Annotated in this window: 12 protein-coding genes; 9 read left to right on the forward strand and 3 right to left on the reverse strand. The window is 60.9% G+C overall.

All coding sequences use genetic code 11. The annotated features are described in order from the left end of the window. Positions 1-242 precede the first annotated feature (242 nt). Entirely contained in the window at positions 243-917 is a 675-nt protein-coding gene (gene ribA / locus BCF11_RS23490) for a GTP cyclohydrolase II (protein ID WP_098496879.1), read from the forward strand. A gap of 45 nt (positions 918-962) precedes the next feature. Here ribA and fusA read toward each other — a convergent pair whose 3' ends face one another. Then, positions 963-3,041, reverse strand: coding sequence for an elongation factor G (gene fusA / locus BCF11_RS23495; RefSeq protein ID WP_233212706.1), 2,079 nt, complete (start codon positions 3,039-3,041; stop codon positions 963-965). Here fusA and BCF11_RS28430 point away from each other — a divergent pair. Both BCF11_RS28430 and BCF11_RS23500 read left to right on the forward strand, forming a co-directional pair. Beyond that, positions 2,952-3,137: a hypothetical protein gene (locus BCF11_RS28430; protein ID WP_233212614.1), complete on the forward strand. Its 186-nt coding sequence runs from the start codon at positions 2,952-2,954 to the stop codon at positions 3,135-3,137. The genes fusA and BCF11_RS28430 overlap by 90 nt on opposite strands. Positions 3,138-3,443: 306 nt before the next feature. Continuing rightward, complete coding sequence (locus BCF11_RS23500; protein ID WP_098496881.1) at positions 3,444-5,264, forward strand: aminopeptidase P family protein; 1,821 nt, start codon at positions 3,444-3,446, stop codon at positions 5,262-5,264. 12 nt (positions 5,265-5,276) lie between these two features. Here the strand turns inward: BCF11_RS23500 and BCF11_RS23505 are convergent, their stop codons facing one another. Beyond that, positions 5,277-5,486, reverse strand: a complete 210-nt coding sequence (locus tag BCF11_RS23505) for a SlyX family protein (RefSeq protein ID WP_098496882.1) — start codon at positions 5,484-5,486, stop codon at positions 5,277-5,279. Positions 5,487-5,966: 480 nt separating this feature from the next. Here BCF11_RS23505 and BCF11_RS23510 point away from each other — a divergent pair, with 480 nt between their 5' ends. From BCF11_RS23510 to BCF11_RS23525, 4 genes are all read left to right on the forward strand, one after another. Then, positions 5,967-7,316: an MFS family transporter gene (locus tag BCF11_RS23510; RefSeq protein WP_098496883.1), complete on the forward strand. Its 1,350-nt coding sequence runs from the start codon at positions 5,967-5,969 to the stop codon at positions 7,314-7,316. A gap of 65 nt (positions 7,317-7,381) precedes the next feature. Then, positions 7,382-9,178, forward strand: coding sequence for an ATP-binding protein (locus BCF11_RS23515; RefSeq protein WP_098496884.1), 1,797 nt, complete (start codon positions 7,382-7,384; stop codon positions 9,176-9,178). Continuing rightward, complete coding sequence (locus BCF11_RS23520) at positions 9,178-10,530, forward strand: sigma-54 dependent transcriptional regulator (RefSeq protein WP_098497670.1); 1,353 nt, start codon at positions 9,178-9,180, stop codon at positions 10,528-10,530. Before BCF11_RS23515 ends, BCF11_RS23520 begins: the two co-directional genes overlap by 1 nt. A gap of 138 nt (positions 10,531-10,668) precedes the next feature. After that, on the forward strand, positions 10,669-11,811 hold the full coding sequence (locus BCF11_RS23525) for an acyltransferase (protein WP_098496885.1): 1,143 nt from the start codon (positions 10,669-10,671) through the stop codon (positions 11,809-11,811). Positions 11,812-11,866: 55 nt separating this feature from the next. Here BCF11_RS23525 and BCF11_RS23530 read toward each other — a convergent pair whose 3' ends face one another. Next, a complete protein-coding gene (locus tag BCF11_RS23530; protein ID WP_233212615.1) occupies positions 11,867-13,153 on the reverse strand; it encodes a TCR/Tet family MFS transporter in 1,287 nt (428 codons plus the stop codon). Between the two features lie 103 nt (positions 13,154-13,256). Here BCF11_RS23530 and BCF11_RS27770 point away from each other — a divergent pair, with 103 nt between their 5' ends. Continuing rightward, positions 13,257-13,565, forward strand: a complete 309-nt coding sequence (locus BCF11_RS27770) for a hypothetical protein (RefSeq protein WP_143751434.1) — start codon at positions 13,257-13,259, stop codon at positions 13,563-13,565. Positions 13,566-13,734: 169 nt separating this feature from the next. Further along, positions 13,735-14,865, forward strand: a complete 1,131-nt coding sequence (locus tag BCF11_RS23540; protein ID WP_098496888.1) for a heavy metal-binding domain-containing protein — start codon at positions 13,735-13,737, stop codon at positions 14,863-14,865. Positions 14,866-14,895: the final 30 nt, after the last annotated feature.

Genomic DNA, 14,895 nt, shown 5'->3' on the forward strand with positions numbered 1-14,895 from the left:
CGGACATTTTTAAATTAACATTAAAATTCCGTATTCCACGATTAATTCTGGCAATAGCCGGGCCCTTGGCATGCCGTCGGCTCGCCCAGGACGAGTGTGATGTCATAGCGTCATACGCGTTTTTTCGAATGCTCGTAAAATGATGGCTACCGTTGATACGTTATGCAATGTCCTGTCGAATCGCGTATTGTTGGCATATTGTTTTAACAATGAGTGCCTTTTATTCACCATAAACTTATCTGATGAGCACCACTAATAATAAAGGCAGCCTAGCTGCCGCCGTAGCAGATCAAAAACTGGAGTACGTGACTTCCTGCGCGCTGCCTACCCCTTGGGCCACTTTCCAACTGCATGCGTTTATCGAACACTCTACCGGCAAAGAACATCTGGCCCTGACCCTGGGCCAAGTCAACGACGGCGCGCCGGTACTGGCGCGCGTCCACTCCGAGTGCCTGACCGGCGATGCGCTGTTCAGCCAGCGCTGCGATTGCGGCGCCCAGCTCGAGGGAGCCTTGCAAAAAATCGCCGCCGAAGGGCGCGGCACGATCTTGTACCTGCGCCAGGAAGGACGCGGCATCGGCCTGATCAACAAGATCCGCGCCTACCATTTACAAGATAGCGGCGCCGATACGGTGGAAGCCAACCAGCAGCTGGGCTTCGCGGCGGATTTGCGCGACTACAGCCTGTGCGAAACCATGCTGGAACATCTGGATATCACTGCGCTGCGGCTGATGACCAACAATCCACGCAAGGTCGCGGCGCTGCAAAAAATCGGCATCAACGTGGTCGAACGGATTCCGCTGATACTCAACCGCAATCCCTTCAATACCAAGTACCTCGACACCAAGGCGGTCAAACTCGGGCATTTGCTGCCGGTTGACGGCCTGGAACGCGATCTCGACGAAAACGAGCTGTAAACGCAGACCGGGTCAAGCGCCTCAACCAGATCTGCGAGACGGCTGTCAGTGTCTGCTGTTCCCTACATGCTTGGCATTGATCACGGCGTCGGTCACATTGGCCGGCGCTTCCGCGTAATGCTTGAACTCCATCGTATAGGTGGCGCGGCCCTGGGTCAGCGAGCGTAGCGTGGTGGAGTAGCCGAACATTTCAGCCAGCGGCACTTCCGCGCGCACGATCTTGCCGACCCCGCCCGGGATGTCGTCCATGCTCTGGATCATGCCGCGCCGCGACGACAGGTCGCCGATGACGTCGCCCATTTTTTCTTCCGGCGTTTCCACCTCGACCGCCATCATCGGTTCCAGCAAGGCCGGGCTGGCCTGGCGGCAGCCATCCTTGAACGCCATCGAGGCCGCCATGCGATAGGCGTTCTCGTTGGAATCGACATCGTGCGAGGAGCCGAAGAACAAGGTGACCTTGACGTCCACTACCGGATAGCCGGCCAGCACGCCGGCAGCCAGGGTCTCGCGTACACCTTTTTCCACCGCCGGTATATATTCGCGCGGCACGGTGCCGCCCTTGATGGCGTCGACGAATTCAAAGCCTTTGCCGGGCGTTTGCGGCTCGATCTTGATCACCACGTGGCCGTACTGGCCGCGGCCGCCCGATTGCTTGATGAACTTGCCTTCGCTGGATTCGCATACCTTGCGGATGGTTTCGCGGAATGCCACTTGCGGCTTGCCGACCGAGGCGTCGACGCCGAACTCGCGGCGCATACGCTCCACCAGCACTTCCAGGTGCAGCTCGCCCATGCCGGAAATGATGGTCTGGCCGGATTCCTCGTCGGTCTTGACACGGAACGACGGGTCCTCTTCGGCTAGGCGGCTCAGCGCAACCCCCATCTTTTCCTGGTCGGCCTTGGTTTTCGGCTCTACCGCCTGGGAGATCACGGTATCTGGAAAGATCATTTTTTCCAGGGTGATGATGCTGCCGGGATCACACAGGGTATCGCCGGTACTGGCTTCCTTGAGGCCGACCGCGGCAGCGATGTCGCCGGCATACACTTCGCTGATTTCCGTGCGGTGGTTGGCATGCATCTGCAGCACGCGGCCTATCCTTTCCTTCTTCCCTTTGTTCGGGATGAAGACCGAATCGCCCGACACCAGCACCCCGGAATACACGCGGAAGTAGCTCAGATGGCCGACGAAGGGGTCGGTCATGATCTTGAAGGTGAGGGCTGAGAACTTCTCGTCGTCGCTGGCGCGCCGTTCGACCACCAGGTCATCGCCATCGTGTCCCTTGACCGGCGGGATATCTGTCGGCGCCGGCAGGAAATCGATCACGGCGTCCAGCAAGGCTTGCACGCCGCGGTTCTTGAAGGCGCTGCCGCACAGCATGGGCACGATTTCGCCGGCGATCGTACGCTGCCGCAAGGCCGCCTTGATTTCATCCTCGCTGATGTCTTCGCCTTCCAGGTATTTTTGCATCATGGCGTCGCTGGCGTCGGCCGCCGCTTCTATCATGCGGCCGCGCCATTCCTTGGCGCTTTCCTGCAGGGCCGCCGGGATCTCGATGTACTCGAACTTGACGCCTTGGGTGGCGTCGTCCCACATGATCGCCTTCATCTTGATCAGGTCGACCACGCCATGGAAATTTTCCTCGGCGCCGACCGGGATCTGCACCAGCACCGGGTTGCCCTTGAGGCGCTCGCTGATCTGCTGGTGCACGCGGAAGAAATCGGCGCCGACCCGGTCCATCTTGTTGACGAACGCCAGCCGCGGCACGCCGTACTTGTTGGCCTGGCGCCAGACTGTTTCGGATTGCGGCTGGACGCCGCCCACCGCGTCGTACACCATGCAGGCGCCGTCCAGCACCCGCATCGAGCGCTCGACTTCAATCGTGAAATCGACGTGGCCCGGGGTGTCGATGATGTTGATGCGGTGGATGGGATAATTGCCGGCCATGCCCTGCCAGAAGCAGGTAGTGGCGGCCGAGGTGATCGTGATGCCGCGTTCCTGCTCCTGCTCCATCCAGTCCATGGTGGCGGTGCCGTCGTGCACCTCGCCGATCTTGTGGCTGACGCCGGAGTAAAACAGGATGCGCTCGGTAGTGGTGGTCTTGCCGGCGTCGATGTGGGCGCTGATGCCGATGTTGCGGTAGCGCTCAATGGGGTTTTGCGGCTCATGACGATTTCCTCTGTGAGAAATTATGATGATCAGAATATTTTGCAGCGGCTGTGACGTGAGAGCTTACTCGTTTTTTTGATTGTCAGTTGGAGATGGCGCAAGACCCCGTTTACTCTCGCGCAGTGGTATGCTTGCAGTCTAGCGTCCTGACTTAGGTACTCGCCGAAGAAAAGTGCTGTAATCGGCGCCATGCGTCGTTGCAAATACTCGCAAGGGTCCCACCCTTGCTCCGTTTTGCGCCTAGCTTGACACCGATTACAGCACTTTTCTCATTCGGCGAGTACCTAAGTCAGGACGCTCGCGGTAAGTGACTCTCCATATCCGAATTGTCCCGAATTTCCATTCTGCCCATACTCAACGATGAACTCCCGAACCTTCTCCCAAACTACCGCCGCGCCGCGCATCCAGCTGCTGCGCGATGCCATGAAGCGCCACAATGTCGATGCCTGTCTGATTCCGTCGGCCGATCCGCATCTGTCCGAGTATCTGCCGGGGCGCTGGAAGGGCCGGGAATGGCTGTCGGGATTCACAGGTTCGGTCGCCAACCTGATCATTACCGCCGATTTCGCCGGCCTTTGGGCCGACAGCCGTTACTGGTCGCAGGCTGAAGCCGAACTGGCGGGCACTGAAATCGTCCTGATGAAAACGCCGACCGGCAGCAGCCTGCTGCACCTGGACTGGCTGTCGAACAACCTGCCAGCCGGCCAGACGCTGGCGGTCGACGCCGCAGTGCTGGGCCTGGCGACGGCGCGCGCGCTGGAACAGGCTTTGGCCAAGGGCGGCAGCAAGCTGCGCACCGATCTCGACGTCCTCGGCGATATCTGGAGCGAACGGCCGGGCCTGCCCATGGCTGAAATCTATCAGCATGACGCCGCCCATGCACCGCTGACGCGTGCCGCCAAGCTGGCCAACCTGCGCCGGGCCATGCAGCAGCAGGGCGCCGGCTGGCATTTCATTTCGACCCTGGACGATATCGCCTACCTGTTCAACCTGCGCGGCGCCGACGTCAATTTCAACCCGGTATTCCTGGCCCACGCACTGATTGGGCCGCAGCAAACCACGCTATTCGTCGCCGACGGCAAAGTGCCAGAGGCCTTGCGCGAACTGCTCAGCCAGGATGGCGTCGTGCTGGCGCCGTATGCGCAAGCCGCCGAGGCTTTGGCCGCATTGCCGGCCGATGCCGTCCTGCTGCTCGATCCGCGCCGCGTCACGCTGGGATTGCGCCAGGCGATTGCCGCCACCGTCAAGGCGGTGGAGGCGATCAACCCGACCACCTTCGCCAAGTCGCGCAAGAGCGCGGAGGAAGTCGCGCATGTACGCGCCGCCATGGAGCAGGATGGCGCCGCCTTGTGCGAATTCTTCAGCTGGCTGGATCAGGCGATCGCCAGGCGCGAGCAGGAAGCCGTGACCGAGCTGATGGTCGATACACATATCACCGCTGCGCGGGCGCGCCGTCCCGGTTTTGTCAGCCCGAGCTTCGCGACGATTGCCGGCTTCAACGCCAACGGCGCCATGCCGCACTACAAGGCGACTGCCGAATCGCACGCTACCATCAGCGGCGAGGGCCTGCTGCTGATCGACTCCGGCGGCCAGTATGTGGGGGGCACCACCGACATCACCCGCATGGTGCCGGTCGGCCAACCGTCAGCCGCGCAAAAGCGCGACTGCACGCTGGTGCTGAAGGGGGTGATTGCCTTGTCTTCGGCGCAGTTCCCGCGGTCGCTCAAATCGCCGATGCTGGATGCCATCGCCCGCGCGCCGATCTGGGCTGCCGGCATCGACTACGGTCACGGCACCGGCCATGGCGTCGGTTACTTCCTGAATGTGCATGAAGGTCCGCAAGTGATTTCCAACAGTGCGGCGCCGGAAGCGCATACCGCCATGGAGGCGGGCATGATCACTTCGATCGAGCCGGGCATCTATCGTCCCGGCCGCTGGGGCGTGCGGATTGAAAACCTGGTGCTGAACCAGGAGGCGGAGAGCACCGAGTTTGGCGACTACCTGCGTTTCGAGACGCTGACCCTGTGTCCTATCGATACGCGCTGCCTCGACGCCAGCCTGTTGCGCAGCGACGAGATAGCCTGGCTCAACGCTTATCATGCCGAAGTACGCATGCGCCTGTCGCCGCATGTGCGCGGCGACGCCAAGCAGTGGCTGGAAGAGCGTACCCAGCCTTTGTAGAGCCTGACGCCGTCAGTAATGCGGCGGCCGCTCGTTGGCGGCCTGGCTCGCATTACTGTTATCGGCGGCATCCTTGATACGCTGCGCCAGCGCGGCGCACAGCGCTTCCAGCTGGTCTATCTTCAATTGCTGGCGATATACCAGTTTGTTCAGCTCATCCAGCAGGTCGTCCTGGCGCGTCAGCTTGATTTCGATGTCGACCATGCGTTCTTCTTGATTCATAGCGTTTCCTATAGCGTTTCCTTGATTTTTGCAGCGCAGATGGTAGCGCAATAGCGCCCGTCATATCTGAACATATCTGAATATCCGATTCGGGAATCCGCTCCAGGCGGGCGGAAAACCGCAAGCCGGGCGGCGCCAATTCCGGGTTTCCGCACAATAACCGCCTGTCGGTTATTGTTTTTGTAAAAAAATATCCAATAAATCAATGGCTTGGCGTTTATGGTCAGGCTGGCACGAACCCTGCAATGGCTTATGTAAAAATATAAGCCACAGGAGACAAACATGCCCGACCAGACCGCTTTGCCCGCCATGCCCGAGCCGACGCCCGTCGTTTGGCCAGACGCTGAACCCAGGCCGTAAATTCCCCCTTTGCTAGTTGTGCCTTCTGAATGGCATGATGTAACTTGCGCATGAGTTCAAGATGCCGCAAGACGGTCGTTGCCGGGATTGTACAAAAAACATTAAAACCAGGAGATAACCATGTCCGTGCTTCATCCTTCCGATCCTGCCGCCGCCGCGGATACCCGCAAACGCATTTTCGCCATCGTTGGCGCCTCCTCGGGCAACCTGGTGGAGTGGTTCGATTTCTACATCTATTCATTCTGCGCGATCTATTTTGCGCCGATGTTTTTCCCCAGCAGCAATCCGACCACCCAGCTCGCCAACAGCGCGGCCATCTTCGCCGTCGGCTTTTTCATGCGGCCTATCGGCGGCTGGCTGTTTGGACGGATCGCAGACAAGCATGGCCGTCGCACTGCCATGATGATCTCGGTGCTGATGATGTGCGGTGGCTCGTTGATGATCGCCTGCCTGCCGACCTATTCCAGCATAGGCATCGCCGCGCCCTTGCTGCTGTTGCTGGCGCGCCTGTTCCAAGGCCTGTCCGTGGGCGGTGAATACGGCACCAGTGCTACCTATATGAGCGAGGTTGCGCTGGAAGGGCGGCGCGGCTTCTTTGCCTCGTTCCAGTATGTGACCCTGATCGGCGGCCAGCTGCTGGCGGTGCTTGCGCTGGTGATCCTGCAGCAGCTGCTGACCTCGGAGCAGCTGCATGCCTGGGGCTGGCGCATTCCCTTCGTGCTGGGTGCGATGGCGGCATTGGTCGCGCTATATCTGCGTAAATCGCTGAGCGAAACCTCGACCGCAGAGACGCGTAAGAACAAGGATGCCGGCACCTTGGCAGGTTTGATGAAGCATAAGCGGGCATTCCTGACGGTAGTCGGCTTCACCGCCGGCGGTTCGCTGATTTTCTACACTTTCACCACCTATATGCAGAAATACCTGGCGAACACTGCCGGCATGAGCGTCAAGACCGCCAGCACGGTGATGACGGCGGCGCTGTTTGTCTACATGGTGGTGCAACCCCTGTTCGGCATATTGTCTGACAAGATCGGCCGTCGCACTTCGATGCTCTGGTTCGGCGCCCTGGCCACGGTCGCCACCGTGCCTATCCTGCATGCGCTGAAAGACGTCACTAGTCCGTATGCGGCGTTCGGGCTGGTGACCCTGGCGCTGTTCATCGTCAGCTTCTATACCTCCATCAGCGGCCTGATCAAGGCGGAAATGTTCCCGGCAGAAGTGCGCGCACTGGGCGTCGGCCTGTCGTATGCGGTCGGCAATGCGCTGTTCGGCGGCACCGCGGAATATGTGGCGTTGGCACTGAAGGGGATGGGCTCCGAATCCACTTTCTACTGGTACGTATCGGCCATGTGCGCCATCGCCTTCATCGTCGCCTACAAGATGCGCGATCCTAGCAAGGAAGGCTATCTCAAGGACGTGCCGCTGGAAGCCCGCCAATTTACGCCGGACGGTGCGGCTGTGAGCCGTTGAAGAGGCAGTGCGGCGACAGCTTTGCAGGCGCCGCCGCCGATCACGATTAAAGCGCGGATGCCGCCATGAAATTGAGAAAGCAGCTGTTGTTGCCGGCGCTGGCGCTGATCGCGGCGCTGGCCGTGCTAGCCGCCACCTACCTGCTGGCGGCCAGGAAAGCCAGTAACGATATCGGAGAAGCCAGCGAACGCCAGCTGCAGATCATCGCGCTGGACCTGGAATCGGTGCTGCAGAAATTCGAGACCTTGCCGTTCGCGCTGGGTTTCCAGTCGGATGTCCTGGAGGCGCTGGCGCGGCCTGACGACCGGCAGAACATCCAGCGCCTCAACCAGGCTCTGCAACTGATACAGCGGCAGTCGAAAGTGGTGGCGATCTTCATGCTGGACCGCAAGGGCATGACGCTGGCTTCCAGCAACTGGGACAGCAGCGTCAGTTTTGTCGGCAGGGACTTCGGTTTCCGTCCTTATTTCCGCGAGGCGATCAAAGGCAATCCCGGGCGCTTCTACGGCATCGGCAATGCCACCAACGTTCCCGGTTATTTTATTGCCCAGCCGATCTACGCCAGCGCTGCCGACTATGGCGCCAATGCGGTGCTGGGCGTGATGGCGATCAAGATCGACCTGACCGAATTCGAGCATACCTGGCGCAGCAGCGAAGAGCCGATCACGCTGGTCGACAGCAGCGGCGTGGTGTTCCTCAGCAACCGGCCGGCGTGGAAGTATCACAGCCTGTATTCGCTGGACGGCCAGGTGCAGCAGAATCTCGCCGGCACCCACCAATATGCCGACCAGGCCATCACTCCCGTGAGCTCCCTGCCGAAACAGCAAAGAGCCGAGTTCGGCCAGCACGTCACGCGCAATATCGGCAGCCTCGGCTGGCAGCTGATGCTGTTTCCCTCGCAAGCGCGGATCGCCCGCATCGCCATGCTGTGGACCCTGGCAGCGGCGCTGCTGCTGGCGATAGCGGCGATTTCCCTGTGGGCTTTTTACCAGCGCCGGCGGCGTCTGGAAGAACGCCTGACCTCGGCGGAATATCTGGACCGCACCATCGCCCAAAGAACCCAGGAACTGATGGTGGCGAATCACACCCTGGAAGCGAAGTACGCCAAGCTGAAGGAAACCGAGCATCTGCTGCGTTCGACCCAGAACAAGCTGATCCAGGCCGGCAAGCTGGCGATGCTGGGGCAGATGGCGGCCGGCATCGCGCACGAGCTGAACCAGCCGCTGGCGGCGATCCGCGCCTTTGCCGACAACGCGATTACCTTCCTGGCGCGCGAGCAGCGCGACAAGGCTACGGAAAACCTCGGCCACATCAGCAACGCCAGCGCTCGCATGGGTAAGATCGTCGGCCAGCTCAACGGTTTTTCCAGGAAAAGCCATGAGGCGGTGGCGGCGATCGACCTGTCGAAATCGATAGAGGCTGCTGCGCTCTTGCTAGGCAACGAATTCCAGACCCACGGCGCCGAGCTGCGCATCGATGTCCGCGACCAGGCCCAGGTAGTGGGCGATTCGGTGCGCACCGAGCAGGTGCTGATCAACCTGTTGCGCAATGCGCTGGACGCGGTGGATAATGCCGGGCAAAAAATCGTCTCGCTGGTGCTGGAGCGCGATGCCGGCGAAGCCGTGATCCGCATTCGCGATTCCGGCCCGGGCATTCCGGCCCAGGTCGCCTTGCATCTGTTCGAGCCTTTCTTTACCACCAAGCCGTCCGGCAAGGGACTGGGCCTGGGCCTGGCGATATCATCTTCCATCGTGCAGGCGATGAACGGCCGCCTGACGGCGAATAATCACAGCGAGGGCGGCGCCGAATTCGTGCTGCGCATACCCTTGCAGGAAACGCTAGAGAAAACCACGGAACCATGATGGCGACAACGACGGCAGCGCTGGAAGCAGTATTGATCGAGGACGAGCAGTCGGTGCGGGAAGCGATTGCGCAGACGCTGGAGCTGGGCGGCTTCACCGTGCACGCCTGCGGCAGCGTGGAGCAGGCGCAGGCATGGCTGACGCCGGGATTTGCCGGCGTCATCGTCACCGATGTGCGTTTGCCCGGCCGTTCCGGCCTGGAATTGCTGACCCAGGTGGTGACGCTGGATCCGGACTTGCCGGTCATCGTGGTGACCGGCCACGGCGACGTCAGCATGGCGGTCGACGCCATGCGCGCCGGCGCCTACGATTTCATCGAGAAGCCGTTCGGCGCCGAGCGCTTGCTGGAAACCGCGCACCGGGCGCAGGAAAAGCGCAGCCTGATCCTGGAGAACCGGCGGCTCAAGGCGGCCTGGGTGGCGCATCCCGACATGCCCAGCCTGATCGGGCAGTCGGCAGCGATCGAGCGGGTCCGCACCATGATCCGCAGCGTCGGCCCGACCATGGTCGATATCTTGATCAACGGCCAAACCGGCAGCGGCAAGGAAGTGGTGGCGCGCCAGCTGCACCTGGCCAGCGGCCGCCAGGGGCCGTTTGTGGCCATCAATTGCGGCGCCTTGCCGGAAGCCGTCTTCGAGAGCGAAATCTTCGGTCACGAAGCCGGGGCCTTCACCAGCGCCCAGAAACGCCGCATCGGCAAGCTGGAATATGCCAAGGGCGGCACGGTTTTCCTCGATGAGATCGAATCCATGCCGCTGGCCCTGCAAGTCAAGCTGCTGCGCGTGCTGCAAGAGCGCAGGCTGGAGCGGCTGGGCGGCAACGAAGCGATCGCCATCGATTGCCGCATCATCGCCGCCAGCAAGGCCAACCTGCTGCTGATGAGTGCGCAGGGCAGCTTCCGCGAAGACCTGTATTACCGCATCGGCGTGGTCAGCATCGATTTGCCGCGCCTGAACGAGCGCCGTGACGATATCCCGTTGCTGCTGGCGCACTTTATCCAGGGCGCGGCGCTACGCTATCAGCGGCCGCTGCCGCAGTGGAGCCTGGCTCAGATGGCGCAATGGCAGACCCGCGACTGGCCCGGCAACGTGCGCGAGTTGCGCAATTTCGCCGATCGCCTGGTGCTGGGCGTGGCGGAAGGCGTGGCCGATCCGATCCCGGTTGGCAGCGCCGGCTTGCCGCCGGCCGCCTCGCTGCCGCAGCAGCTGGATGTATATGAGCGTATGCTGATTGTCGAGATGCTGGAAGCCAGCGGCGGCAACGTTGCCAGCGCCGCCGACCGTCTCGGCCTGCCGAAGAAGACCCTGTATGACAAGATCAAGAAATACCAGCTGTCGGTGGGGAAAAACTGAATCCGTATGACAAATGTCATGTTGCCCTGTCAACTATGTAGAATATGTCAACGCCGTCAAGTGTTACAAAACAATATTATGCTGGACAAGCGCGACTGAGTCTTTATCATTGGCATCTTTTTTAACACGGATGTAACAATGAGCGTTTCACCGCAAACTGCAAGCTCATCCTCCGCACCTGATCGCAATACCAATTTTCAATTCGGCTTCATCGATCTGCTGAAGGTAGTGGCAGCCCAGTTAATCGTTCTGCATCACCTGGCGTTTTACGGCCCGATGGCCGATTACGTGCGGCCGGTCGCGCCTACTCTGATCGGCTGGCTGGATAGCTACGCCCGCATCGCGGTGCAGGTGTTCCTGGTGGTCGGCGGCTTCCTCGCCGCCAAGTCGCTGTCGCCGCAGGGCAATTCCGGCATTGCCGATCCCATGCGCGTTTTGTGGCGGCGTTACATGAAGCTGGTGCCGCCGTTCCTGATAGCGACCGCGCTGGCGGTCGGGGCGTCGGCCTGGGCGGCCTTGTGGATGAGCCATTATTCGATCTCGGCCATGCCGTCAGCGCTGCAGCTGGCCGCGCACGCGCTGCTGCTGCACACGGTGCTCGGCTATGAATCGATTTCGGCTGGCGCCTGGTATGTCGCCATCGATTTTCAGCTGTACGCCTTGCTCACCGTGCTGCTATGGTTTACCGGCAGCGTCGCCAACCGCCGTTCGGCGCCCTGGCTGGCGCCGGTATTGGTCGTGATCGGCGTTACTGCCTCGCTGCTGTACTTCAACCGCGACTCCGCCTGGGATGCCTGGGCGCCGTATTTCTTCGGCAGCTACGGCCTGGGCATCATCGCCTGGTGGGCGCGCGATCTTAGCCGTCGGCCGGCGGTGGTGGCCTTGTTGCTGGTAGCGATCCTGCTGCCAGCCTTGTGCGCGCTGGCCATCGATTTCCGCGCCCGCATCGCGGTAGCGCTGATTGTCGCCTGCGCCCTGGTGCTGGTGAGCCGGCGCAGCATGCTGATGTCGCGTCAGCGCCTGTCCTGGATCCGTGCCTTCGGACGTATTTCGTATTCCATTTTCCTGGTGCATTTCCCGGTGTGCCTGGTGGTCAACGCCGCCTTCGCGCGTTTTGTCCCGCCGCAGCCGCTCTACCAGGCTATCGGCATGCTGATGGCATGGGCCGCCAGCCTTGCCGCCGGCGCGATTTTCTACCGCTGGGTGGAAATCCCCCTGAGCCGCTTGTCGGCGCGCGCATCAGGCCGCAGCATGGCTTTGCCGGCGACCGCGGCGGCGTAAACCTCACCGCCGGCGCCGCCATCAACATCGGTGGCGCCGGCAGCAATTTCATCCATTACATGGCTTCTTCAGTTTCCTGCGGGCTTTCTGCCGGCTGGGATTCCGCGCGCGCATGGCGTTGCCGCCGGAAGTGCAAGAACGCCAGCACCAGTGCAACGAGCTGCAGCGCCGCGCAAAAATAAAATGGCGTGCCGATGCGCCAATCATCTTTCGGCAGGTGCGATACCGCGCCTAGCAAGGGGGCGGCGATGATAGGCGCGACCACCGCCATCAGGCTGTTCAGTGAGCTGACCGCGCCCAGCGTCTGTCCCTGGCTATGCGAATCCACTGCGCTGGAAATGATGCTCTGGATCGAGGCATTCACCGTGGAGCCGAAGATATTCGCAAAAATCACCGCATACATCATCCAGGCGTGGCTGGCGGCGCCCCACAGCAGATAGGCGGCGGTGGACGACACCAGGCCGATGACTGCCAGCCGCTGCGGACTGAAACGCTTCAGCAGCGGTCCCAGCAGCACGCCTTGCACCAGCACCGACACGATGCCGACCGCCGCCAGCGACTGGCCGTTTTCCAGCGGACCCCAGCCGAACTTGAAGGAGGTGTACAAGACCCAGATGGTGAACAGCATGAATTGCGCCAGGCCGTTGCAGGCGATCACCGCCACCAGCGGGCCGACTGTCTTCAGGCGCGACAAGGCTTGCAGCGAGGTCAGCGGGTTGGCGAATTTCCACTGGAAGGCGCGGCGCCGGTCCACTGGAAGCGACTCCGGCAGGACGAAATAACCGTAGGCCAGATTGACCAGCGCCAGGCTGCCGGCGACGATGAAGGGCAGGCGCAGGTCGACCGCACCAAGCAAACCGCCCATCACCGGCCCGATGATGAAGCCGACGCCGAACATGGCGCCTATCATTCCGAAGCGCTTGGCGCGCTGTTCCGGCGCGGTGATGTCGGCGACATAGGCATTGCACACCGCGGCATTGGACTGCATGGCGCCGCCGATCAGGCGCACCACGATCAGCATCCACAGGGCAGTGGCAAAAGCCGTGGCGAAGAAATTCAACGCCAGTCCGCAAAACCCCAGCAGCAAAACCGGCCGCCGGCCATAGTTATCGGACAGTGCACCCAGGATAGGTGAACCGAAAAAATTCGCCAGGCCGAAAGCAAACGCCACGGCGCCGTACCAGAACGCCTGGTCGGCATGGTTGCCGGTGAACTGGCCGACCAGCGCCGGCAGGACCGGAACGATCAGGCCTATCGAAATCATGTCGATCAACACCGTCAGCATGATGAAGGGCATGGCAGCCTCGCGGGCGCGATGCTGGGGTGGGGTGGTGGTGGTCACGCTGTGCTACTCCGGTAGGTAGTGTTAGGTGGTTGCGGGGTTCAGGGATCGCCTGGCTGCCAGCTGCCATCATATCCAAAATACGATGTAGTGGTCCGGCAAAATGAAGGTTTTCTGGCGCGCGGAAGGCCTGCTTTTTCCACTACGCCTGCATAGAAGGAACGCTCTGGGTTGTGAGGCTTTCCGGGCGGTGTCTGATGGAGTTGTTTTTATGGCATTTGCGCCAAAAATTCAACCTGGATTATTGCCTGTTGCAGCTTACCCGGACAACTGTCAATTCATGCAGGATGCTTTTTTCCGGCATCGGCTTCCAATATCAGCGCGCGTTGCTCCAGATGCCGAGCGATTGCGCATCGCTAGACGACATCGCCGCTGGCTTGCTCTAAAAATGCCGGAGAAATATGCGTCCTGAATATCAGTAATTCATGCGGGCCGGCCTGAGGAAATACTCCAATCGCAAGCCTCCGAAATCAGTAGCTAGCGGCCAGTTTAAGGTTCAGAATCGTTTCGTCTTCAGTTCATTTCCCCAGATATTCTGGAGTGAGCCGTTGGAGATTTATCGTCGATGAAAAGGAAGGCGTATGGCTAAAGTAACTGGTTTATCCGGGAATGAAATTTTCTGCCTGGCGTTAAAGAATTATTCGGCGGGCGAAATTGTAGTAGGCAACAGCGTCAACTCGATGGGCTTCCTCGGCGGCATAGGCGCCGGCCTGAAAAACATGCTGGGCGGGGAGATCACGCAAGTCACCGCGGCGATCCACGAAGGCCGCGCCAATGCTTTTGAACGCATGAGCAAGGAAGCCATGCAGCAGGGCGCTTCCGGCGTGGCGGGGGTTTCCAGCGAACTGCGCTCGTTCAGCGGCAGCACCGAATTCCTGTTCGTAGGCTCCTGCATCCACTCGCGCGCGCTGTCCGGCCGTTTCTTCACCACTGCCGGCGATGCGCAGGAGCTGTACTGCCATATGGATGCCGGCTATATGCCGATCCAGCACGCATTCGGCAACATCGCCTATTCGATGGGCGTCGGCCGCGGCATCATCGGGTCGCTGAAAACCCTGGTGCGGGGCGAAATCGCCGAATACAGCAATATCTTCAACGCTACCCGCCACAAGGCGCTTGAGCGGCTGGTAGCTCAGGCCAAGGCGGATGGCGCCAATGCCGTGGTCGGCATCCGCACCACCATCCTGCCATGGATGGGCACGCACGAAATGCTGATGGCCGGCACCGCGTCGCGGCATAGCGCGTTGCCCACCAGCGCAGACGGCAATCCGGTCACCAGCGACCTTACCGGTGAAGAGCTGTGGGCCATGACCAGTCTTGGTTATGCGCCGGTCAAGTTGCTGATGTCGACCTCGATCTACTCGCTGGGCGTGGTGGGTGGCTTCATGGCAGCCTTCAAATCCTTCACCAAGGGCGAAATCAGCGACCTCACCACACTGATCCACGACGCCCGCGAAATTGCAATCGAGCGCCTGAAGAACGAAGCCGATGCGCTGGGCGCGGAAGAAGTGGTCGGGGTCAAGACCTATATCGCCGAAATCGGCAACGGCCTGGTGGAATTCATGGCGATCGGCACCGCGGTCAAGAAAATACCTGGCTTCTCGGTCCAGACCGCGGCGCTGCCTGCGCAGGCCATCATCCGCGACAAAGATACCTGGATCGACGGTGATTTCGGCTTCTCGCTGGATCGGGATCGTGGCGCAAATTCCTGACGGGCCCAGCCCCCATATCGTCATAAAAAT

The organism is Collimonas sp. PA-H2 (assembly GCF_002564105.1).
GTDB lineage: Bacteria > Pseudomonadota > Gammaproteobacteria > Burkholderiales > Burkholderiaceae_D > Collimonas.